This window comes from Pseudomonas moorei, assembly GCF_042846945.1.
GTDB classification, from domain to species: Bacteria; Pseudomonadota; Gammaproteobacteria; order Pseudomonadales; family Pseudomonadaceae; genus Aquipseudomonas; species Aquipseudomonas moorei.
The window spans coordinates 21,932-44,564 of the sequence record NZ_AP035776.1; the positions used below are offsets into that span (position 1 = coordinate 21,932).

Genomic DNA, 22,633 nt, shown 5'->3' on the forward strand with positions numbered 1-22,633 from the left:
ATCAGGGCATTTTGCCTAGTGAAAGGGAGGACAGCGCGCGCACCACACCTGCGGGGCTTCGCCGCCGTTGCACCGCTGGACTCCCTGATTTGAGTAGCTACCGGCTTTGCTGTTAAATAGGGAGCGTGTCGTTTGCGCCTATATTTACCGGGTGCTGCGCATAGGCTGATACCGGGTACGTGCCTAACGCCTCTTATTGTTCTGAAGCGAACCGTATTCCAACAGCTCTTCCTTGTGATCCGTCTTAACGTGAGTTAATCAAAATGTTGAAAATCGTCCACCTGCTAATGGGCGCAGCGGCTCTGCTGCTGTCCTTCATCCCTAGCCTGCGATCTGAAGCCGCACCTTACCTGCAACAACCCGATGCTCTGTACCTGGCCTTTTTCGGCCTGCTAAACCTGACTCTCGCTCCTGTTATCCCTAACTGGAACAAAGGCCCGCGCCATCAATTGCAAAACCTGGTCAGCGCCTTGCTGGTTCTGGCTGTCGTCCTGCAAACCCTCACTCTGATTGCGCCGATGCCGGTGATTGCCGGTCAACCTGCTGTTTTGTTTAGCCTGGTAGCCGCCCTGATTGCCGTTGTCCTGCATCTGGCCGTCAGCTTCTACAAATCTTCACCCGCCGCTGCGTCGCCTAGCTATGACATGAGCAACCGTGATACCGGCACCGTCAAGTGGTTCAACACCTCCAAAGGCTTCGGCTTTATTTCCCGCGATTCCGGCGACGATATTTTCGTGCACTTCCGGGCCATTCGCGGCGAAGGTCACCGCGTCCTGGTCGAGGGCCAGCGCGTGGAATTTTCCGTCATGAACCGTGACAAAGGTCTGCAAGCCGAAGATGTCATCGCCGCACTTCCGCGACGCTGATTCAAGGCACAAAAAAAACCGCGGACAGCCAGGCTGTTCGCGGTTTTTTATTGCCCGCACACTTAATAATGCGGTGGTGGCGCCTCTTCCTCGAAAGACTCGAACTGACCGACCATTTCTTCCTGACGCTTGAGCAGTGCGGCCATCTGCAACTGAAGGCGCTCCAACACCCGCTGCTGCGTTACCAGCACATCATTCAATGCCTGGATGGTGTCATCCTGAAACGCCAGTCGGCTCTCAAGGTCGGTAACGCGTTCTTCCAGGCTCATGACTCAGCCCTCCACAAACGTAAAATTGTCGGTTAAAAGCAGACGCAACCTTTCACGAATCGCCGCGACCTGCTCGGCATTGTAAGGCTTGGCCGGTTGCTTGCCCCAGACCGGAGCCGGCCAGGCGACATCCCCATGTTTACGCACGATCACATGCATGTGTAACTGACTGACCACGTTACCCAAGGCTGCAACGTTCAACTTGTCCGCACTAAAGGCATCCTTGAGCAGTTCTGCCAGCGCAGTGGTTTCCTGCCAAAGCAGCAGCTGATCGGCGGCATCCAACTGAAATATCTCACTGATATCGTCACGGCGAGGCACCAGGATGAACCAGGGATAGTTCGAATCGTTGGACAAGAGCAATCGGCACAACGGGAAATCGCCAATCGGTAACGTGTCTTGTTGAAGTCGTGGATCTAAAGCAAACACTGTGCGCACTCCCGGTCATCATTTTTCAGCTTAGCGCCCATCCCGAAAGATCGCGCGCCAGGCGACTGGACGGCAGCATACCCGCGAACGCCGCCGGCTTCACGACGAACCCACGCCGGATCCCATCAAGGAGCTGCCAATCACAGGATGCCCGCCCCGAGATGAGACATTTCCTGTCGATACGCACCATTACTGATCCGATACCTCAACCAAAATCGCTGAAATGACTAACAACCAACGATTCGTCCTGACTGTGGCAAACACACCACTGTATGAATTCAGTACAGCGAATGAATTTTTTTGCACCGAAATCGCACAATGCGTCTACGCTGATTGCTTCGACATCCGCCAATTACCCACCGACGGGGTGAACCGGTAACGTTTTTGGTTGTCACGCCGCCGGAAATGACGGTACAACACGATGCAAACCGTGACGTCAAGCTCAAACAACAGAAGCATGAGACCCCGGTTTTATGAGGTTTTTACAGCTCCAGGCAGGCAAACAGAAAAAAACTTCAGCAAAAAGCTGATTTGTGCACGCTTGTTGCATTCACACCCACATCGTCTATAAGGGCACCGCTGGAAGTGGGTACCTTGAGACCAAAAAAAACAGTGGCAGGTAGCCCGATGGAGATTCAAACGTTTCACCAGGGACTCTTTTTACCGATGCTAAAGCATAGAAACAGCATTATAGTTGTCAGTCCTGTTGCATCGGGGCTGTAAATTTGCGACATCTAGCAAGCTGATCGCGACAGGGTCGTAAAGAAGCTGAAAGGTTAGATGCGCAAGTATCGCCAATATTGTCGGCGTGATATAAGTTTGCGCCGACACAAAAAGAAAGAGCCGCCCAGATAATAAAACAGGTGGGACGGCAGTACTCTTCTAAAAACCAAAGGAGCAAATCACGATGCGCGTGATGAAGTGGAGCATGATCGCACTGGCTGTTGCAGCAGGCACCTCGCAGTTCGCAGTAGCGTCTTCCCAGGACGATTCCAAGGGTTTCTTCGGCGATGAAAGCCTGAAACTGAAAACCCGTATGGAATACATGAACCGCGATTACAAAAACGGTGTTAGCAACCCGTCCTCGGGTACCTCCGGCTACCGTCAGGACACCGGTGTTAGCCAACTGCTCACCTACGAGTCGGGCTTCACTCAAGGTACTGTAGGTTTCGGCCTCGACGCCATGGCAATGGGCTCGGTCAAACTTGACGGCGGTTCGGGCCGCCGCGGTAACGGCCTGTTCGCCAACGATAGCGATGGCAACCCGGAAAAATCCCAAGGCAAACTCGGTGGCGCTGTTAAACTCCGCCTCTCCGACACCGTGGTGAAATACGGCCAGCAATTCGTTGCCAGCCCAGTGTTCGCTACCGATGACAGCCGTCTGCTGCCAGAAGTTGCTACCGGTACCCTGATCACTTCCAAGGAAATCAAGGGCCTGGAACTGAGCGCTGGTCGCTTCACTTCCCTGAGCAAACAAACCGGCATGGGTCGTGACAGCATCGGCGGTCTGCCAGATGAAGATGGCAATGGCGGCAAAGGTCTGACCAACATCAACATCTTCGGTGCAAGCTACGCGTTCACCGATAACTTCACCGCTGCCCTGGCTGCGTCGGATGCAGATGAGTACTTCAAAAAGTACTACATCAACATGAACTTGACCCTGCCAATCGCTGACAACCAGTCCCTGAACTTCGACCTTAACGGTTACAAAACCAAAGGCGAAAGCCGCGGCGACCTGGTTGACGCTATCGGTGACGGCACCCTGGGTGTGGACAACAACCTGTGGTCCCTGGCCGGTGCCTATAGCCTGGGCGCTCACAAGTTCACCGTTGCTTACCAGCAATCCAGCGGTGACAACGCTTACTACTACGGCGTTGACGGTAACAGCACCATCTTCGTATCCAACTCCATCCAGATCTCCGACTTCGTGGGTCGCGAAGAGAAATCCTGGCAGGCTCGCTACGACCTGAACATGGCTACCTACGGCGTACCTGGTCTGAGCTTCATGACCCGTTACGTTAAAGGTGACAACATCGCGACCAACGGTCTGGGTGAAGGTAAGGAATACGAATGGAACCTCGAGTCCAAGTACGTAGTCCAGGAAGGCCCTGCTAAAGACCTGTCGTTCCGTGTTCGTTACGCCAACTACCGTTCGAACGCAGCGTACAGCGGCTACTCGCCAGACCTGTACGACACTCGTCTGATCGTAGAGTACCCGCTGAACATCCTCTAATCAGGGTGTAACACCGCAAGTACTTTAAAAAATAAAACCGCCCACCTCCTCAGGTGGGCGGTTTTTTTATGCTTGCCATATTCGTAAAAAACCAGCAAACAACTTCATTTCATAACATCAGTCTTTTTTTCAATGAACTGATCAAAAGTCACAAAAAAACCCGAGAGACAATTAGTCTCTCGGGCTTAATGCCACTAGCGGACCACACAACCAACTAACTTGGTATGGATTACTGCACTGCCGCTTCCTGAACCACACGAACAACCCGCTGCGGGAATGGAATATCGATGCCAGCATTTTTCAAACGATCTCGGGACTGCTCGTTAAACATGAACATCACATCCCAATAATCCGCTGTTTTTACCCACACTCGCAGGGAAACCGTGATCGAACTGTCACCCAACGTCGAAATCACTGCCTGTGGCGCTGGATCAGCCAAAACACGCGGATCTTTAGCCAGGTCCAGCAATACCTGACGGGCTTTTTGCAAGTCCGCCTCGTAATCAACGCCGACATCAAACACGACTTTGCGCGTCGGCTGCCGGTTGGTGTTGGTAATGATCCCGTTCGACAAATTACCGTTTGGCACGATGATCGTCTTGTTGTCACCTGTTCGCAACACGGTGTGGAAGATCTGGATGCTGTCGACAGTACCGGCGACACCTTGGGCTTCAATCCAGTCACCAATTCGGAACGGCCGGAACAACAGAATCAGCACGCCACCCGCGAAGTTCGCCAGGCTGCCCTGCAATGCCAGACCGATCGCCAGGCCCGCCGCACCGATCGCCGCCACGAACGAAGTGGTTTCGACGCCGATCATTGATGCCACGCTGACGATCAGCAGAATTTTGAGAATGATGTTCGCCAGGCTACTGATAAAACCTTGCAGGGCCAGATCGGCATTGCGCAGGGCCAGGAGGCCGCCGAGTTTTTGCGTGACCTTGTTGATCAGCCACCAGCCAATGGCCAGGGTGATCACAGCCAGCAACACTCGACTGCCGTACTCCATGATCATCGGGATCCAGGCCTGGGATACCTTGACCAGGTTGTCTACTTCAGCATTCAAATCCATCTACGTTCTCCTGAATTCCGGCTATCCGGCACACGAAAAATAAACGGCAGAAATCACCGACCCGCTCAAGGTCGATCATTTCTACCGTTGCTTGGGCCTCGGACGCCGAAAACGCCGAGAGGTTCCCGCTTTGTACGTCAGTCGCGGAAGTTGTTGAACTGCAGCGGCATGCCGAATTCCTTGGCCCGCAGCACTGCAATGGCTTCCTGCAGGTCATCGCGCTTCTTGCCGGTAATGCGCACTTGCTCACCCTGAATGGCGGCCTGGACCTTGAGCTTGGCGTCTTTGACGTGAGCGACGATTTTCTTCGCCAGCTCTTTGTCGATGCCTTCCTTGAGGACGGCTTCCTGCTTCATCAACTTGCCCGATGCAAACGCATCCTTGACTTCAAGGCACTGCACGTCGATCTTGCGCTTGACCAGCGACAGCTTGAGGATCTCAATCATCGCTTCCAGCTGGAAATCCGCTTCGGCGGTCAGGTTGACGGTCAGGTCCTTTTCCTTGAATTCGAAGCTGCCTTTGCCTTTCAGGTCATAACGACGATCGAGTTCCTTGACGGCGTTTTCGACCGCGTTGGTGACTTCGTGTTTGTCCAGTTCGGATACCACGTCGAACGACGGCATGTAATTTCTCCAATAAATGGGCGCGCCGATGAAGCACACCTGGCTTGCGGTAAAAATCCGCGCTGATTATAACGGGTCTTTTCCATCATTCACTGTGAGCCTTCCATGCGCGCCTTAAACAGAGCAAAAAGCTGATGTCCACCACCTGGCATGTCCTGGGGGCCGGAAGCCTTGGCACGTTGTGGGCGACTCGCCTGGCACGGGCCGGATTGCCGGTGCGACTGATCCTGCGGGATACCGCGCGCTTGCAGGCTTACGAAATGGCAGGCGGACTGACCCTGGTCGAACACGGCGAGGCACAACTCTATCCAGTGCCGGCCGAAACACCCGACGGTATCGAGCCGATCAATCGCCTGTTGGTCGCCTGCAAAGCCTACGACGCTGAAAAAGCCGTGGAGCAACTGGCGCCGCGCCTGTCCCCCGGTGCCGAACTGATTTTGTTACAGAACGGCCTGGGCAGTCAGGACGCGGTCGCAGCGCAAGTACCGCAGGCACGCTGCATTTACGCGTCAAGCACTGAAGGCGCCTTCCGTGACAGCGATTGGCGCGTGGTGTTCGCCGGACACGGCTTTACCTGGCTCGGCGATGCTGGCCATCCAGTCGCACCAATCTGGCTCGATGATTTGAGCGCCGCAGGCATTCCCCATGAGTGGAGCACCGAGATTCTGACCAGGCTGTGGCGCAAGCTGGCGCTCAACTGCGCGATCAATCCGCTGACGGTGCTGCACGATTGCCGCAATGGCGGTCTGCTGGAGCATCACTGCGAAGTCGCCACCCTCTGCGGCGAATTGACCGAGTTGCTTGAGCGCTGCGGCCAGCCGGCAGCGGCCGAGAACCTGCAGCAGGAAGTGGAGCGGGTGATCCTCGCCACCGCTGCCAACTATTCCTCGATGTATCAGGACGTGAGCAACCGACGTCGAACCGAAATCAGTTATTTGCTCGGTTACGCCTGCAAAGCCTCTGACAGACACCAGTTGAACCTGCCGCACCTCAATCAATTGCAACAGCGGCTGATCGCCCGCCTCCTCAGCCTTGGATTGCCCAGCGACTGAGCAGCGGCTACGCTGGCCACTTGTTCCTCTGCAGCGATAAACCCGATGCCATTGCGCCAGCGCCTTGAAAACCTACCTGTCGGTCAGAAACTGCTGGCCGCCCTGTTGGTGCTGTTGACCACCGTCCTGCTGGTCGCCAACCTGACCTTTATCAGCGCCGCGTATTACATCTCCCAGGAAAGCATGGCGCCCCAGGCCCTGCAGACCATCGGCCGACTGGTGTCCAACCCGAGCCTGGTGGCCGATGCCTTGCAATCGCCACAAAATGCCGAGCGCCTGCTCAATGAACTCAACAGCTATTCCCCGCTGCGGGCAGCCGCGCTCTATGACGGCAAGGGTGAACGTCTGGCGCAGTTACAACATGGCGATCACCTGAACCTGCCCGAGCGTTACCGACACATCGAAGCCTGGCAAGCCACTGAATTTCGCAGCAATCAAGTGATCACCCTGCCTCGACCCGGGACCGAGCCCGGCCATTTGCTGCTGGTGGCAAGCAGCGAACTGCCAATGGCGTTTTATACCGGTACCCTGACCGCCAGTCTCGGGATTCTTATCTTCAGCGTGCTGCTGTGGCTGGTGATCGCCCGGCAGATCAAGCGCCTGATTACCCAGCCGATCCATCAACTCGAAGAACTTTCCCGACAAGTGACACGGGAAGAGAATTACTCCCTGCGCGCATCGCGAGGTAATCACGACGAAATCGGCAGTCTCGCCGAAGCTTTCAACACCATGCTTTCGCGCATCGAAGCCCGGGAGCAGCAACTCAAGCGGGCGCGGGATGATTCTCAGGCCGCTTATGACCAGGCTCAGGGTCTGGCCGAAGAAACCCGACACACCAACCGAAAACTGGAACTCGAAGTCCAGGTACGCAGCAAGATCGAGAAGAAACTCACCGGGTTTCAGAATTATCTCAACAGCATCATCGACTCCATGCCCTCGGCGCTGATCGCCCTCGACGAACAACTCTATGTAACGCAGTGGAATCAGGAAGCCAGCGCCCTCTCCGGCACGCGCCTTGATGAAGCCTTGAACCAGCCAATCTTTCTCGCCTTTGAACCGCTCAAGCCGTTTCTGCCACAACTCAAGCAGACCGTCGAACAACACACCGTGGCGAAGATTGAGCGCGTGACCTGGGTCAAGGACGATGAACCCAAGCACTACGCCCTGACCTTCTACCCGCTGATGGGCGGCGCCGGGCGCGGCGTGGTGATCCGGATCGACGACATCACTCAGCGCCTGTCCCTGGAAGAAATGATGGTGCAGTCGGAAAAAATGCTTTCCGTCGGTGGCCTTGCCGCCGGAATGGCCCACGAGATCAACAACCCGCTGGGCGCGATCCTGCATAACGTGCAGAACATTCGTCGACGCCTGTCCCCCGACTTGCCGAAAAACCTCGAACAGGCCGAACAGGTGGGCGTCGAACTGTCGACGGTCAATAACTACCTGCAAGCGCGCGAAGTACCACAGCTGCTCGACGGCATCCAGCAGGCCGGCGCCCGAGCGGCAAAAATCGTGACCCACATGCTCAGTTTCAGTCGTCGAAGCACTCGGCAAATGGCCCCTTGCGATCTACCGGCCCTGATTGATCAAGCCGTGGAAATCGCCGGCAACGACTTCGACCTGGCCATCGGTTTCGACTTCAAGGGCCAGGCGATCATTCGCCAGTTCGACCCGGCACTGGGCCCGGTACCCGGCACTGCCAACGAGCTGGAGCAGGTACTGCTCAACCTGCTGAAAAACGCCGCCCAAGCCATTCACCAGCGCGAAGACGACAGCGAACCGGGACGGATAATCCTGCGTACCAAGCTCAATCCGCCCTGGGCCGAAATCCAGGTCGAAGACAACGGCGTCGGCATGAGCGAAAGCGTGCGCAAACGCACGTTCGAGCCGTTCTTCACCACCAAGGAGATTGGCCAGGGCACCGGTCTCGGGTTATCCGTTTCGTACTTCATCATCACCAACAACCATAAGGGACAGATGGAAGTGCAATCCACCCTCGGCCAGGGCACCTGCTTCACGCTGCGCCTGCCATTGGCGGGCACCCCGGTCGTCTCTCAAGAACTCAATCAGCTATCGAGGTAACCATGGGCTTTCGCTTGTCGAAGATTTACACCCGAACCGGCGACAAAGGCGAAACCGGTCTGGGCGACGGCCGCCGCGTGCCCAAGGACCATCCACGGATCGAGGCCATTGGCGAGGTCGATTCGCTCAACAGTCAGGTGGGTGTGTTGCTCGCCGGGCTGGCCGCCCAGAGCGTCGAGCATCCGGGATTGAAGGAGGTGATCGAGGTATTGGACCCCTGTCAGCACCGACTGTTCGACCTTGGTGGCGAACTGGCAATGCCGGAGTATCAGGCATTGAACGCCGCAGAAATCGAACGCCTGGAAGCGGCGATCGATGTGTGGAACGAGGAGCTGGGACCGCTGGAGAACTTCATCCTGCCGGGCGGTTCGATGCTGATTGCCCAGGCGCACGTCTGCCGCAGCCTGGCTCGCAGTGCCGAGCGCCGCTGTCAGCATTTGAACGCGATTGAACCCTTGGCCGGAGTGGGCCTTGCATACATCAACCGATTGTCGGATTTGCTGTTTGTGGTGGCGCGGGTAATTGCCCGGCGCCAAGGGGTTGCGGAGATTCTTTGGCAGCCCGCGGCGAAACCTGAAGTTTAGTCGTCGCCTATTAGGGCCCCTTCGCGGGCAAGCCCGCGAAGGCGCCGGCAGCATCACTGCATAATCAGGCCTCAGGCCAAAAAGCCCGAATCCCCGCCACACCCTGGGCACCCGCCGCCCAAGCCTTCTGAACTTCCGCAGGCCCAACGCCGCCCAGCAAAAACACCGGCTTGCTGAAGCCCTCGATCAAGGTCGAGGCCTGTTCCCAGCCCAGCGGCTGAGCGCCGGGATGTGTGAGGGTCGGCTGTACCGGCGACAAAGTCACGAAGTCCACGCCCATCTCTTCAGCCAGCGCCAGCTCTTCGGCGTTATGACAGGACGCAGCCAACCAGCGCGATGCCGGCAAAGGTCGACCGGCTGCCGCGTATTTACGCAACTGCGCCGACGTGATGTGCCAACCGGCGGAAGGGAAATCCCCCAACCACTCGAACGGGCCCTTGATCATCAATTGCGCCTTGCCGGCACACAGTCCCACCGCGTCCACAGCCAGATCACGATACTTGGGGTCATAACCGTTCGGTGCGCGCAACTGGATCAGCTTGATGCCGCCAGCGATGGCTTTCTGGATTCCCCTCAGCAAGGCCGGGGTTTCCAGATCCTCCGGTGTGATCAGGTATTGGTCGGGCAAACGGGCAGCAGCAACGATTGGCCGATTGGCCTGCGGAAACTCGTAATTCGACAGTTCACGAGGCGTCACCCAGGCCAGAGGCTGGCCTTCGGCACCATGAGGCTCGCCGGTGAACGCCGAGACCTCCCAGACATCCAGCAGTACTTGCTTGTCCGGGTAGTCGTGCTGAACCTTGATCAACGGTCGCGCGACGTCGACGACAATACCCAGTTCTTCGTGAAGCTCACGACCAAGAGCCGTTGTAACGGACTCGTCGGCCTCGACCTTGCCACCAGGGAATTCCCACAACCCACCCTGATGCTGAGTGTCGGCGCGGCGGGCGATGAGGATCTTGCCGCTGTTATCACGGATAACGGCGGCAGCTACGTGTACTCGTTTCACCGCTTGATTTCCTCCAGTCCGGCCTTCTGCCAGGCCTTGAAGGCCGGCCATTGGTAGATGGTTTGCACATAGGCCTCGTCAGCAGCGGACAGTTTCACCTGATAGGTACGCAGGCGCACAGCGATGGGTGCAAAAAACGCGTCGGCCAGGGTGGCCCGGCCAAACAGGTACGGCCCGCTTTCCGTCGCGACGGCGCGGCACTCGGCCCACAACGCGGACATGCGCTCGATGTCCGCCTGCACGTCGGCCGGAACCGGCGACAGCGGTGCATCACGACTCAGATCGAAAGGCATATTGCCGCGCATGGCGAAGAACCCGGCATGCATCTGTGCACACGCCGAACGTGCCTGGGCTCGCGCGCAGACGTCCTTGGGCCAAAGATTGGCATCCGGGAACCGTTCTGCCAGGTACTCGGCAATCGCCAGCGAATCGGCGATGGTGCCGTGCTCGGTTTTGAGCAGGGGAACTTTGCCAGTCGGCGAGTGCTTGAGCAGTCGCTCGCGGGTGTCCGGCTGGTTGAGCTTGATCAGCTCCTCGGTATAGGGAGCACCGGTCAGGTCGAGAGCCAGGGCACCGCGCAGGGACCAGGAGGAATACAGTTTGTCGCCGATGATCAGGTGAAGGCTCATGTTCGGGACCTTTTGATGAAGGGGGGCAGGCCAGTCTAGCGAGTGACTGGCAGACCGCCATCGCTCGTAGGCTAGCCCCCACAATTGTTCAGGTGTACACAAATCCAATGTGGGAGCGAGCCTGCTCGCGATGGTGTCGACGCGATCTTAAGTACGGTATTCCGCGTTGATCTTCACGTACTCATGCGACAGGTCGGTGGTCCAGATGGTTTCGCTGCAATCGCCGCGTCCCAGCTCGATACGGATGGTGATTTCTTCCTGTTGCATCACCGCCGCACCCTGGGCTTCGGTGTAAGTCGCGGCACGCGCGCCACGGCTGGCGATGCACACTTCACCGAGGAACACGTCGATTTTGCTGACATCCAGATTCGGTACACCCGCGCGGCCTACGGCGGCGAGGATACGACCCCAGTTCGGGTCGGAGGCAAACAGTGCGGTCTTGATCAGTGGCGAGTGAGCCACGGTGTAACCGACGTCCAGGCACTCCTGGTGATTGCCGCCGCCGTTGACTTCTACGGTGACGAACTTGGTCGCACCTTCACCGTCGCGAACGATGGCCTGGGCCACGTCCATGCACACTTCGAACACCGCCTGTTTCAACTTGGCGAACAGCTCGCCTTCGGCGCGGGTGATTTCCGGCAGCGCAGCCTGACCGGTGGCGATCAGCATGCAGCAGTCGTTGGTCGAGGTGTCGCCATCGATGGTGATGCGGTTGAACGACTTGTTGGCGCCGTCCAGCAACAGATTTTGCAACACATCGCGGGAGACCTTTGCGTCAGTGGCGATGTAGCCGAGCATGGTTGCCATGTTCGGGCGGATCATGCCCGCGCCTTTGCTGATACCGGTGACGGTGATGGTCACGCCGTCATGCTGGAACTGACGGCTGGCACCCTTGGGCAGGGTATCGGTGGTCATGATGCCGGTGGCGGCAGCTTCCCAGTTGTTGATCGACAGGTCATCAAGCGCGGCTTGCAGCGCGCCTTCGATTTTCTCGACCGGCAGTGGCTCGCCGATCACACCGGTGGAGTACGGCAGCACCAGGCTGGCATCCACACCCGCCAGCTCAGCCAGTTTGGCGCACGTACGCTCGGCGGCGGCCAGGCCTGGCTCGCCGGTACCGGCGTTGGCATTGCCGGTGTTGGTCAACAGGTAACGCACCGGGCCTTGCACACGCTGCTTGGCCAGGATCACCGGTGCCGCGCAAAAGGCGTTGAGGGTGAACACGCCGGCGACTGTCGAGCCTTCGGCACAGCGCATGACCACAACATCCTTGCGCCCCGGGCGCTTGATACCGGCAGAGGCGATACCGAGTTCAAAACCGGCAACCGGGTGCAACGTTGGCAAAGGACCAAGACCAACAGCCATGAATGCGCTCCTTAATAGATGATGTCTGCACCGCTTCAGGAAGAGCGGTGGTTTAAATGGCAAAACGCCGCGACGGCATGAGCCGGTCGCGGCGCGGGTATTTCAGCGTATGAAACGAGGTTTACTGGATCTGCCCGTGGCAATGCTTGAATTTCTTGCCCGAACCGCAGTAGCACAGCTCGTTACGGCCCAGCTTCTGCTCATTGCGTACCGGTGCGGTGGCCAGGGCCACATCGACCTCTTCACCCAACGCTTCCGGCTGCTCCAGACCTGGGGCTTCTTCATGCAGGAACTGCATGCGCGCCGCCAGTGCTTCGGCCTCCTGACGCAAACGGGCTTCTTCTTCGGCCGGATCTTCGCGACGAACCTGAACGTGAGACAGCACACGGATCGAGTCGCGCTTGATCGAATCCAGCAGCTCGGAGAACAGCGTGAACGACTCGCGCTTGTACTCCTGCTTCGGGTTCTTCTGGGCGTAGCCACGCAAGTGAATGCCGTGACGCAGGTGATCCATGGTCGACAGGTGGTCTTTCCACAGGTCGTCCAGAACGCGCAGAACGATTTGCTTCTCGAAAGTACGCAGCGCCTCGGCGCCCGCCTGGTCTTCTTTCTCGTTGTACGCCGCCACGAGTTCCTGCATCAGCTTCTCGCGCAGGGTCTCCTCGTACAGGTGATCGTCTTCGTCGAGCCATTGCTGGATCGGCAGCGCGACGCCAAAGTCGCTCTGCAACGCCGCTTCCAGCCCGGCCACGTCCCACTGTTCCGGCAGCGATTGCGGTGGAATGTGTGCGCTGACGGTGGCGTTGAGCACGTCCTGACGGAAGTCGGCGATGGTTTCACCGATGTTGTCCGCGGCCAGCAACGTGTTACGCATGTGATAGATCACTTTACGCTGTTCGTTGTTGACGTCGTCGAACTCGAGCAGTTGTTTACGAATATCGAAGTTGCGACCTTCAACCTTGCGCTGAGCCTTTTCGATGGCGTTGGTCACCATGCGGTGCTCGATCGCTTCACCGGGCTGCATGCCCAGGGCTTTCATGAAGTTCTTCACCCGATCGGAGGCGAAGATGCGCATCAGGCTGTCTTCCAGCGACAGGTAGAAACGGCTGGAACCGGCGTCACCCTGACGACCGGCACGACCACGCAACTGGTTGTCGATACGGCGCGATTCGTGACGCTCGGACGCGATCACCTGCAAACCGCCCGACTCGAGCACTTGCTGGTGACGTTTCTGCCAGTCGGCCTTGATCTGGGCGATCTGCTCAGGGGTCGGGTCTTCCAGCGAAGCCACTTCCACTTCCCAGTTGCCGCCCAACAGGATGTCGGTACCACGACCGGCCATGTTGGTGGCGATGGTCAGCGCGCCTGGACGACCGGCCTGGGCGATGATCTCGGCTTCTTTTTCGTGGAACTTGGCGTTCAGAACCTTGTGTTCGATGCCTTCCTTCACAAGCAGGCTGGACATGTGCTCGGACGTTTCGATGGTCGCAGTACCCACCAGCACCGGACGACCGGCCGCCATGCTTTCCTTGATGTCGGCGACGATTGCCGCGTATTTCTCGTCGGCGGTCAGGAACACCAGGTCGTTGTAGTCCTTACGGGCCAACGGCTTGTTCGGTGGAATGACCATGACCTGCAGGCCATAGATCTGATGGAACTCGAACGCTTCGGTGTCAGCCGTACCGGTCATGCCGGACAGTTTGCTGTACAGACGGAAGTAGTTCTGGAACGTGGTCGATGCCAGGGTCTGGCTTTCGGCCTGGATGTTGAGGTTTTCCTTGGCTTCGATGGCCTGGTGCAGGCCCTCGGACAAACGACGGCCCGGCATGGTACGACCGGTGTGTTCGTCGACCAGGACAACCTGACCGTCCTGCACGATGTATTCGATGTTGCGATGGAACAGCTTGTGCGCACGCAGACCGGCATACACGTGAGTCAGCAGGCTCAGGTTGTGTGCCGAGTACAGGCTCTCGCCTTCGGCCAGCAGACCGATGCGGGTGAGCGTCTCTTCGACGTACTGGTGACCGGCTTCGTTGAGTTCGACCTGGCGGGTCTTCTCGTCGATGGTGTAGTGACCGGCCTTGGTGACTTCGCCTTCGACCTCTTCGATATGCAACTCCAGCTGCGGGATCAGCTTGTTGATCTCGATGTACAGCTTGGAGCTGTCCTCGGCCTGACCGGAAATGATCAGCGGAGTACGGGCTTCGTCGATGAGGATGGAGTCGACTTCGTCGATCACGGCAAAATTGAGTTCGCGCTGGAATTTTTCTTCCATGCTGAACGCCATGTTGTCGCGCAGGTAGTCGAAACCGAATTCGTTGTTGGTACCGTAGGTGATGTCGGCGGCGTAAGCGGCGCGCTTCTCTTCCGGCGGCTGGAACGGCGTGACCACGCCGACCGTCAGGCCGAGGAACTCATAAAGCGGGCGCATCCAGTTGGCGTCACGGCGAGCCAGGTAGTCGTTCACCGTCACAACGTGCACGCCCTTGCCGGACAATGCGTTGAGATAAACGCCCAGTGTTGCCACCAGGGTCTTGCCCTCACCGGTACGCATTTCGGCGATCTTGCCTTCATGCAAGGTCATGCCACCGATCAGCTGGACATCGAAGTGGCGCATACCCATGACGCGCTTACCGGCTTCGCGGGCGACCGCAAAGGCTTCTGGCAGCAGCTTGTCGAGGGTTTCCCCTTTGGCGATGCGGGCCTTGAACTCATCTGTCTTGGCACGCAATTGATCGTCCGAAAGGGCCACCATTTGCTCTTCGAAGGCATTGACGAGTTGCACCGTCTTGAGCATGCGTTTGACTTCACGCTCGTTCTTGCTTCCAAAAAGTTTCTTTAACAAAGGCGCAAACATATCGGCAGGATCTTCCACACTAAAGGGATGGAGGGCGGCCCCGTGAGTCGCCCGTGCAGCCCTCATGGCCGCATGCGAACGAGCATTCTACCCGGAAACGATGGTGAGGAAAGTGGCGTTATTCCACGATGCTGGCACAGCGCTGTGACGGGGCTCACTTAAAATAGGGGCAAATGGCTGAACTTCAAGCGATACAGCACAGAAGTTACTCGTTGATTTAATGGGCAAAGCACGCATAAAAGCAATGGGGGCAGGTGCATCCGGCGCTTTCTGCTACCATGGCGGCTCTGTTACTTCAGGTGTCTGATCATGGCATTTCGCCCTCTTACGGCCAGAGCACCCGCCGTTCTGCTTCGCGAAGCCAAGCCGCTCAAGGCCATTCTCGGCCACGCCCAACGCCTGGGTCATCTGCAACGCCTGCTGGAAAGCCAATTGCAGCCGGCCGCCCGTGAACATTGTCACGTTGCGTCGTGGCGCGAAGGCAGTTTGTTGCTGATTGTCACCGATGGTCATTGGGCCACTCGCCTGCGTTATCAACAAAAGCGCCTGCAGCGGCAATTGCAGATGTTCGACGAGTTCGCCAACCTCACGCGAATCCTGTTCAAGGTACAGCCGCCCACCATTCAGCAAGGTGCCGCCGGGCATACCATGGATTTGTCCAATGATGCCGCCGCCACCATCCAGGCGACGGCCGATGGCATCAGCGACCCGAAACTGCGGGCCGCGCTGGAACGATTGGCGGCGCACGCCAGGCCCAAGGGCTGATACTGGCTATTTAATACCCCAGCTCGGATCAGCGGCGTTTACTGCCGCCCAATAATGATCCCATCAACCCGCGCACCAGCTGTCGCCCCAACTGATTCGCCGCCTGTCGCATCGCCGACTTCAGCGCCTGCCCGGCCGCCGTGCCGAGAAATTCCCCGGCCTGCTCGGTGAAGCTTGGCTCTTGCGGAGCCGCTTTGCCGGGTGCGGCTTCAGCTTCAGGCGCCAGGCCTTTGCGCCCCATCAGCACTTCATAGGCCGATTCGCGGTCGATTGGCTTGTCGTATCGCCCCTGCAATGGCGAACTGGCAATCAATGCCGCGCGCTCAGCGTCACTCAGCGGCCCGATCCGCGATTGCGGTGGCGCTACCAGCACCCGCTGGACCATCTCCGGCGTGCCCTTGTCCTGCAAGGTGCCGACCAGGGCCTCGCCAATCCCGAGCTCGGTCAGCACCGACAGGGTATCGAAGGCCGGGTTCGGACGGAAACCCTCGGCCACCGCGCGCAGGGATTTCTGTTCTTTGGCCGTGAATGCGCGCAACCCGTGCTGGATGCGTAGCCCCAACTGCGCCAGTACATCATCCGGCAAGTCGCCCGGCGATTGAGTGACGAAATACACACCGACACCTTTCGAACGAATCAGCCGTACCACTTGCTCCAGGCGATCCTGCAATGCCTTCGGCGTACCGGCGAACAACAGGTGCGCCTCGTCGAAGAACAGCGCCAGCAGTGGTTTGTCCCCATCGCCGCGTTCCGGCAATTGCTCGAACAATTCAGCCAACAGCCACAGCAGGAACGTTGCGTAGACCTTGGGCGCTTCATGAACCAGACGACTGGCATCGAGCAAATGAATGCGGCCGCGGCCATCGGCGGCCGGTTGCAGAATATCTTCGAGTTTCAGCGCCGGTTCGCCGAACAGCGCTTCGGCGCCCTGTTGCTCCAGGGTAGCCAGGCGCCGCAACAGCGCCTGACTGGAGCCGGTGGTCATCAACGCCGCGTCGTCGCCGAGCAACGCCGGATTGTCCTTGAGGTGATTGAGCAGCGCCTTCAAGTCCTTCAAGTCCAATAGCAACAGGCCTTCACGGTCTGCCACCTTGAAGGCGGCGTACAGTGCCGACTGCTGGCTATCTGTCAGCTCCAGCAAACTTCCCAACAACAGCGGCCCCATTTCACTCAAGGTCGTGCGTAACGGATGACCTGACTGACCGTGTACGTCCCACAGCGTTACCGGATAAGCCTGAGGCTTGTGCTTCAGCCAAGGCATCCCGGCAATCCGCTCGGCGATCTTGCCCTGGGGATTGCCGGCAGCGCCCAGACCGCATAAATCGCCTTTGATATCGGCGGCGAAGACCGCGACGCCGGCATCACTGAAAGCTTCGGCCATGCGTTGCAAGGTAACGGTCTTGCCTGTGCCGGTGGCGCCCGCGATCAAACCGTGGCGATTGGCCAGACGCATGGCCTGGGCGATCGGCTGCCCCGCAAGATCGGCGCCGATGACGAGTTGCAATGAGTCAGGCATTTGGTCACCCATGGTTAATCTTTGGTCCTACACGGCCGATAGAAATATCGACAAAGCAGACAGACACAATCTGGTAGGACATTTCCCTTAAGGAGCGACGGAAATATCACTTGCTTTCAACCTTGCCCGTCTTGCGTCCCTTTATAAAAGCACGCGTTGGGCATTAAGACCTTAGCGGAACCCCAAGTCATGAACAAAAACCTGCGTTTCAGCCACAAAATCCTGCTTGCCGCCGCCCTCATCGTCATTACTGCCTTCGCCTCGTTCACGCTCTACAACGATTATTTGCAGCGCAACGCCATTCGAAGGGACCTGGGCAATAATCTGCAGGAGATGGGCAGAGTCACTGCCAACAATATCCAGACCTGGCTGGCCGGTCGCAGCTTGTTGATCGAAAACCTGTCGCAAACCGTGGCACTGAACCCTGATGCCGATAACGTTTCCAAGTTGCTTGTACAGAAGGCCGTAACGTCTACGTTCATGGGCGCCTATCTGGGCAACAAGGATGGTTCCTTCATGATCCGTCCGGACAGCAAGATGCCCGATGGCTATGACCCGCGTGCCCGGCCCTGGTACAAGAGTGCGCAAAGCGCGAACGGCCCTGCATTGACCGAACCCTATATTGATCTGGCATCTGGCCAACTGGTGATTTCCATCGTTGACAGTGTGGTCAAGGACGGACAGAACATCGGCGTCGTCGGTGGCGACTTGAGTTTGCAAGTGATCGCCGACACCCTCAGCGCGCTGGACTTCGGCGGCATGGGTTACGCCTTCCTGGTCAGCTCGGACGGCAAGATCCTGGTACATCCCGACAAAGCGCTGGCGATGAAATCGCTCAAGGATGTTTACCCGCAGGACACGCCTGCCATCAGCAGCGACCTGAGTGAAATTCAGGTCAATGGCAAAACCCGCATCATGACCTTCACCCCGATCAAAGGGTTATCGTCGGTGAACTGGTACATCGGCTTATCCGTGGACAAGGACAAAGCCTTTTCCACGCTCAGCGAATTCCGCGCATCGGCGGTCGTAGCAACCGTCATTGCCGTAGTGATCATCATCGCCCTGCTGGGCATGCTGATCCGCATCCTGATCCAGCCATTGCACGTCATGACCCGCGCCATGGCCGATATTGCCGACGGCGAAGGCGACCTGACCAAACGCCTGACCATCGTGAACCACGATGAATTCGGCATCCTTGGCACCGCGTTCAACCGTTTTGTGGAGCGCATTCACGGTTCGATCCGCGAGGTGTGCTCGGCCACCGGGCAGGTCAACGAAGTCGCGTTGAGGGTCGTCGCGGCCTCGAACTCGTCGATGTACAACTCCGACCAGCAGGCTTCGCGCACCAACAGCGTGGCCGCTGCAATCAATCAGCTCGGCGCCGCCGCCCAGGAGATTGCCCGCAACGCCGCGCAAGCATCGAACCAGGCCAGCGATGCCCGCAGCCTGGCCGAAGACGGCCAGCAGGTGGTAGATCGCAGCATTGCCGCGATGAATCAGCTATCGAGCATGCTCAGCGCCTCCAGCAGCAACATCGAGTCGCTCAACAGCAAAACCGTGAACATCGGGCAAATCCTCGAAGTCATCACCAGCATCTCCCAGCAAACCAACCTGCTAGCCCTCAATGCAGCCATCGAAGCAGCACGGGCGGGTGAAGCCGGACGCGGGTTTGCCGTGGTCGCCGACGAAGTGCGTAACCTCGCGCATCGCACTCAGGAGTCGGCGCAACAGGTGCAGACCATGATCGAGGAGCTGCAAATTGGCGCGCGCGAATCCGTCAGCACCATGAGCGACAGCCAGCGCCACAGCCAGGACAGCGTGGAAATCGCCAACCTGGCGGGCGAGCGCCTGAGCAGCGTGACCCAGCGCATCGGCGAAATCGACGGCATGAACCAGTCGGTGGCCACGGCGACCGAGGAACAGACTGCCGTGGTCGAGTCGATCAACGTGGACATCACCGAAATCAACACCCTCAATCAAGAGGGTGTGGAAAACCTGCAATCGACCTTGCGTGCCTGTGCCGATCTGGAACAGCAGGCGGCGCGCTTGCAGCAGTTGGTGGGCAGTTTCCGGATCTGACGCCGGATCACCCGCCCCTGTGGCGAGGGCGCAAGCTCCCTCGCCACAACATTGCTGTTACCTCAGTCCCCCGTCCACAAATCCCCAGCCGAACAACTATTCTTCATTAAGGTCAATCAAGGGAGAGCAACGGACCGGAGGGATGTTCATCGTGCATATCGCTGACATAACCATGTTCTACGCCCCTGCCAGCGGTGGCGTGCGCACTTATCTGGATGCCAAGCACCGTCGCTTGTTCACCCGGCCGGGCATCCGCCACAGTTTGTTGATCCCCGGCGCGTCCTTCAGTGAACGCGATGGCATTTATACCGTTCCGGCGCCCGCCCTGCCCTTCGGCAAGGGGTATCGTTTCCCTCTGCGTCTCGCGCCCTGGCGCAATGTCCTCCAGGATTTGCAACCGGAGCTGATTGAGGTCGGCGACCCTTACCTCACCGCCTGGGCCGCCCTCGATGCCCGGCGGCAACTGGACGTGCCGGTCATTGGCTTTTACCACTCGGACCTGCCGCTGTTGATCAGCAACCGCATGGGCAATTGGGTCACCACCAACATCGAGGCTTATGTCAGGAAGCTCTACGGCAATTTCGACCGGGTGCTGGCGCCGAGCCGGGTCATGGCTGAAAAGCTGACGGGCCTGGGGGTGAAGAACGTTTTCGTGCAGCCTTTGGGCGTCGATTTGCAGACCTTCCACCCTGGCGCCCGTGATCCCGGACTGCGGGCCGAACTGGGCATTGATGAAAACACCCACCTGTTGATCTTTGCCGGGCGCGGTTCCAAGGAAAAAAACCTGCCTGTGCTGCTTGCCTGCATGAAACGCCTGGGCCGGCGCTACCACTTGCTGCTGGTTGGTTCTTCGATGCCAGCTGCGGTGCCGGGCAATGTCACAGTCGTCGACGAATTCTGCCCCGCCACACAAGTCGCCCGCCTGATGGCCAGTGCCGATGCGCTGCTGCATGCCGGTGATCAGGAGACCTTTGGCCTGGTGATCCTCGAAGCCATGGCCAGCGGTATTCCGGTGGTGGCCGTGGCGGCCGGGGCCTTTGAGGAAATTGTCACCGATCAATGCGGCTTGCTCTGCAGGCCGAACGATCCGCAAGCGATGGCCAACGCCGTGCGCGAACTGTTCGAACAGGGCTGTGCCGCCCTTGGCCAACAAGCGCGGCGCCATGTCGAACGACATTACTCTTGGGATACGGTGGTCAACAGCCTGCTCGGTCACTATCACGCCGTGCTCGGCAGCCAATGGCCGCAGGTGGCCAATGGTTGAGCCCAAGGACCCGCCCAGCCTGTTGTTGGTGCTGCACGACATCGCACCACCAACCTGGGCCGATTATCAGCCCTTTGTCGAAGCCGTCGATGCCTTGGGCAATGTGCCGATGACCTGGCTGGTGGTGCCGAATTTCCACAAACACAATGACCTGGAGGCGCACCCGGGATTTCGTCGCCTGCTCAGCGGACGCCTCGCCCTCGGTGACGAGCTGGCGTTGCACGGCTATTTCCATTGCGACGACGGACCGATGGCAAGCAATCCCCGCGACTGGTTCATGCGCCGGGTCTACACCCACGAAGGCGAGTTCTACAGCCTGTCCAGGGAAGCGGCCCTCACCCGCCTGCACGCCGGCATCGACATGTTTCAGCGTTACCACTGGCCCCTGCATGGCTTCGTCGCTCCCGCGTGGCTGATGAGCGAAGGGACGCGCCAAGCCCTGCGTCAGTTGCCGCTGAGTTACACCAGCGACCCGCAGCACCTCTATCGACTGCCGGATTTTGCCGTCGTCGATGCCCCGGGACTGGTCTGGAGCGCGCGCAGTGCCTGGCGCCGGGGATTGTCGAAACTGCTCAGCGATCAACGCGAACAGCGCTGGCGACAAGCGCCGGTGATTCGACTCGGCCTGCACCCGGTGGACATGCGTCATGAGTTCTCGCGCACGTACTGGCTGCAAACCCTCAAGCGCCTGATCGCCGAGGGTCGAGTACCAATGACCAAGGCACGCTGGCTGGCACGGCACAGCGAACGCATGGGGCGTGCCGCATGAGCCGCGGTTTTCTGCTGTTCGTCGGCCTGCTCGCGGCGGTGCTGATCCCCTGGCTATTGGGCGGGAGCGAGACCTGGTCGCGACTGCAGAGTTTTCCGTTGAGCGAATTGTTGATCATGTTCGGCATGATCCTGTTGTGCTGGGTGGTCAATACGCTGCGTTTGCGTCTGTTGCTGGGAGATCAACGCAACAAGGTGAGCCCGGTCAAAAGCCTTGGCGTCGTGATGGCCGCCGAATTTGCCTACTGCGCCACGCCGGGCGGCAGCGGCGGACCGCTGACGATCATGGCGCTGCTGGCGCGCAACGGCGTGCGACCGGCCAGAGGCAGCGCGGTGTTCGCCATGGACCAGCTCAGTGACTTGCTGTTCTTTCTCTGCGCACTGAGCGGGATTCTGATTTATGCCCTGTTCCAGCACCTGAGCCAGCGAATGGAATGGTTACTGATCGTCAGCGCGGTCTCGATGTTCGGCGGATTGATCAGTTGCATCGTCGTGGCTCGCTATCATCGCGGGCTGATTCGCCTGATGGGTCGATTGCTGGCTCGTCTCAATGTCAAAGCCAGCACCCGGGTTCGCTGGGCTCGCAAGCTCCTGCATTTCCTTGCAGCCTTCACCGACACACTGAAGCTGCCCTTTCAGACATTGATCACCGTGTTTGCCCTGACCTGCCTGCATTGGGTCTTGCGCTACAGCGTGTTGTATCTGGCACTGCGTGGGCTCGGCGCGGACTTGCAGTGGGCCTGGAGTTTTCTGATCCAGATGCTCTCCCTGAGTGCCGGGCAATTCACTCTGTTGCCGGGAGGTGCGGGGGCGGCGGAACTGACGTCGGCGGCGCTGTTGGCGCCCATGGTGGGCAAATCCACAGCGGCAGCGGCGATCCTGATCTGGCGCGCGGTGACTTACTACTTCTATCTGCTGGTTGGTGGGCCCGTGTTTCTATTGATGCTTGGCCGACCATTGCTTAAGAAACTGATGAACCTCAAGCAGGCTTAGACGGTTTTTCCGGCTGTTCCTGTAACTGCTCCCACAGTTCGGCCGCGCCGGGGAACTCCGTGCCATCTTCCGGGCTCATGTCATCCGGGTCATAACGACTCAAACAGCCCTCACCCAATGTCGCGGGAGCCTTTGACGTAGCTTTGTCCAGTGGATCGGCCATAGACATATCCTCAGT

At 58.6% G+C, this 22,633-nt stretch carries 20 protein-coding genes and 1 pseudogene; 11 read left to right on the forward strand and 10 right to left on the reverse strand.

The genetic code is table 11. The features are described from left to right. The first annotated feature begins 263 nt into the window (after positions 1–263). A complete protein-coding gene (locus ACGJAX_RS00125) occupies positions 264–866 on the forward strand; it encodes a cold-shock protein (RefSeq protein ID WP_090324782.1) in 603 nt (200 codons plus the stop codon). A 62-nt stretch (positions 867–928) separates the two neighbouring features. On the opposite strand, the gene ACGJAX_RS00130 is transcribed toward ACGJAX_RS00125, so the two are convergent. Together ACGJAX_RS00130 and ACGJAX_RS00135 are read right to left on the reverse strand one after the other, a co-directional pair. Next, complete coding sequence (locus tag ACGJAX_RS00130; RefSeq protein ID WP_090324784.1) at positions 929–1,135, reverse strand: SlyX family protein; 207 nt, start codon at positions 1,133–1,135, stop codon at positions 929–931. A 3-nt stretch (positions 1,136–1,138) separates the two neighbouring features. Continuing rightward, positions 1,139–1,564 carry an HIT domain-containing protein gene (locus ACGJAX_RS00135; RefSeq protein ID WP_390957141.1) on the reverse strand — a complete coding sequence of 142 codons (426 nt, stop codon included), beginning with the start codon at positions 1,562–1,564 and terminating at the stop codon, positions 1,139–1,141. A gap of 907 nt (positions 1,565–2,471) precedes the next feature. On the opposite strand from ACGJAX_RS00135, the gene ACGJAX_RS00140 reads away from it, so the two are divergent. After that, positions 2,472–3,797: an OprD family outer membrane porin gene (locus ACGJAX_RS00140; protein ID WP_390957142.1), complete on the forward strand. Its 1,326-nt coding sequence runs from the start codon at positions 2,472–2,474 to the stop codon at positions 3,795–3,797. Between the two features lie 229 nt (positions 3,798–4,026). On the opposite strand, the gene ACGJAX_RS00145 is transcribed toward ACGJAX_RS00140, so the two are convergent. Together ACGJAX_RS00145 and ACGJAX_RS00150 are read right to left on the reverse strand one after the other, a co-directional pair. Next, on the reverse strand, positions 4,027–4,869 hold the full coding sequence (locus tag ACGJAX_RS00145; RefSeq protein WP_390957143.1) for a mechanosensitive ion channel domain-containing protein: 843 nt from the start codon (positions 4,867–4,869) through the stop codon (positions 4,027–4,029). 137 nt (positions 4,870–5,006) lie between these two features. After that, positions 5,007–5,492 carry a YajQ family cyclic di-GMP-binding protein gene (locus tag ACGJAX_RS00150; protein ID WP_047532521.1) on the reverse strand — a complete coding sequence of 162 codons (486 nt, stop codon included), beginning with the start codon at positions 5,490–5,492 and terminating at the stop codon, positions 5,007–5,009. Positions 5,493–5,626: 134 nt separating this feature from the next. On the opposite strand from ACGJAX_RS00150, the gene ACGJAX_RS00155 reads away from it, so the two are divergent. From ACGJAX_RS00155 to ACGJAX_RS00165, 3 genes are read left to right on the forward strand one after another with little or no spacing between them, the layout of a single operon-like run. Beyond that, positions 5,627–6,544, forward strand: coding sequence for a putative 2-dehydropantoate 2-reductase (locus tag ACGJAX_RS00155; protein WP_090324788.1), 918 nt, complete (start codon positions 5,627–5,629; stop codon positions 6,542–6,544). A 45-nt stretch (positions 6,545–6,589) separates the two neighbouring features. After that, complete coding sequence (locus ACGJAX_RS00160) at positions 6,590–8,626, forward strand: HAMP domain-containing sensor histidine kinase (protein WP_248916037.1); 2,037 nt, start codon at positions 6,590–6,592, stop codon at positions 8,624–8,626. 2 nt (positions 8,627–8,628) lie between these two features. Next, a complete protein-coding gene (locus ACGJAX_RS00165) occupies positions 8,629–9,210 on the forward strand; it encodes a cob(I)yrinic acid a,c-diamide adenosyltransferase (protein ID WP_390957144.1) in 582 nt (193 codons plus the stop codon). 64 nt (positions 9,211–9,274) lie between these two features. Here ACGJAX_RS00165 and ACGJAX_RS00170 read toward each other — a convergent pair whose 3' ends face one another. From ACGJAX_RS00170 to secA, 4 genes are all read right to left on the reverse strand, one after another. Continuing rightward, the gene (locus tag ACGJAX_RS00170; protein ID WP_248916039.1) at positions 9,275–10,219 is read right to left on the reverse strand and encodes a Nudix family hydrolase; all 945 of its coding nucleotides are present in this window, start codon (positions 10,217–10,219) and stop codon (positions 9,275–9,277) included. Next, complete coding sequence (locus ACGJAX_RS00175; protein WP_390957145.1) at positions 10,216–10,848, reverse strand: glutathione S-transferase N-terminal domain-containing protein; 633 nt, start codon at positions 10,846–10,848, stop codon at positions 10,216–10,218. Before ACGJAX_RS00175 ends, ACGJAX_RS00170 begins: the two co-directional genes overlap by 4 nt. Before the next feature lie 147 nt (positions 10,849–10,995). Next, positions 10,996–12,213 (reverse strand): bifunctional glutamate N-acetyltransferase/amino-acid acetyltransferase ArgJ, encoded by a 1,218-nt coding sequence (argJ, locus tag ACGJAX_RS00180; protein WP_090324793.1) that lies wholly within the window; start codon positions 12,211–12,213, stop codon positions 10,996–10,998. 121 nt (positions 12,214–12,334) lie between these two features. After that, entirely contained in the window at positions 12,335–15,070 is a 2,736-nt protein-coding gene (secA, locus tag ACGJAX_RS00185; RefSeq protein WP_090324794.1) for a preprotein translocase subunit SecA, read from the reverse strand. A gap of 309 nt (positions 15,071–15,379) precedes the next feature. On the opposite strand from secA, the gene ACGJAX_RS00190 reads away from it, so the two are divergent. Beyond that, on the forward strand, positions 15,380–15,835 hold the full coding sequence (locus ACGJAX_RS00190; protein WP_090324796.1) for a DUF721 domain-containing protein: 456 nt from the start codon (positions 15,380–15,382) through the stop codon (positions 15,833–15,835). A gap of 28 nt (positions 15,836–15,863) precedes the next feature. Here ACGJAX_RS00190 and ACGJAX_RS00195 read toward each other — a convergent pair whose 3' ends face one another. Then, positions 15,864–17,351 (reverse strand): helicase HerA-like domain-containing protein, encoded by a 1,488-nt coding sequence (locus ACGJAX_RS00195; RefSeq protein ID WP_390957146.1) that lies wholly within the window; start codon positions 17,349–17,351, stop codon positions 15,864–15,866. Between the two features lie 333 nt (positions 17,352–17,684). Between ACGJAX_RS00195 and ACGJAX_RS00200 the strand changes: the two are divergent. The 5 genes and pseudogenes from ACGJAX_RS00200 to ACGJAX_RS00220 form a co-directional block, all read left to right on the forward strand. Then, positions 17,685–18,524, forward strand: a pseudogene (locus tag ACGJAX_RS00200) (cache and HAMP domain-containing protein); the annotation flags it as partial. A gap of 141 nt (positions 18,525–18,665) precedes the next feature. After that, positions 18,666–19,430: a methyl-accepting chemotaxis protein gene (locus ACGJAX_RS00205; RefSeq protein ID WP_390960034.1), complete on the forward strand. Its 765-nt coding sequence runs from the start codon at positions 18,666–18,668 to the stop codon at positions 19,428–19,430. A 142-nt stretch (positions 19,431–19,572) separates the two neighbouring features. Further along, positions 19,573–20,694, forward strand: a complete 1,122-nt coding sequence (locus ACGJAX_RS00210) for a glycosyltransferase family 1 protein (RefSeq protein WP_247257345.1) — start codon at positions 19,573–19,575, stop codon at positions 20,692–20,694. Continuing rightward, positions 20,687–21,463 (forward strand): DUF2334 domain-containing protein, encoded by a 777-nt coding sequence (locus tag ACGJAX_RS00215; protein ID WP_390957147.1) that lies wholly within the window; start codon positions 20,687–20,689, stop codon positions 21,461–21,463. The genes ACGJAX_RS00210 and ACGJAX_RS00215 overlap by 8 nt, the downstream gene beginning before the upstream one ends. Then, a complete protein-coding gene (locus ACGJAX_RS00220; RefSeq protein WP_390957148.1) occupies positions 21,460–22,455 on the forward strand; it encodes a flippase-like domain-containing protein in 996 nt (331 codons plus the stop codon). The genes ACGJAX_RS00215 and ACGJAX_RS00220 overlap by 4 nt, the downstream gene beginning before the upstream one ends. On the opposite strand, the gene ACGJAX_RS00225 is transcribed toward ACGJAX_RS00220, so the two are convergent. Then, positions 22,442–22,618 (reverse strand): hypothetical protein, encoded by a 177-nt coding sequence (locus tag ACGJAX_RS00225; protein WP_247257348.1) that lies wholly within the window; start codon positions 22,616–22,618, stop codon positions 22,442–22,444. The genes ACGJAX_RS00220 and ACGJAX_RS00225 overlap by 14 nt on opposite strands. Positions 22,619–22,633: the final 15 nt, after the last annotated feature.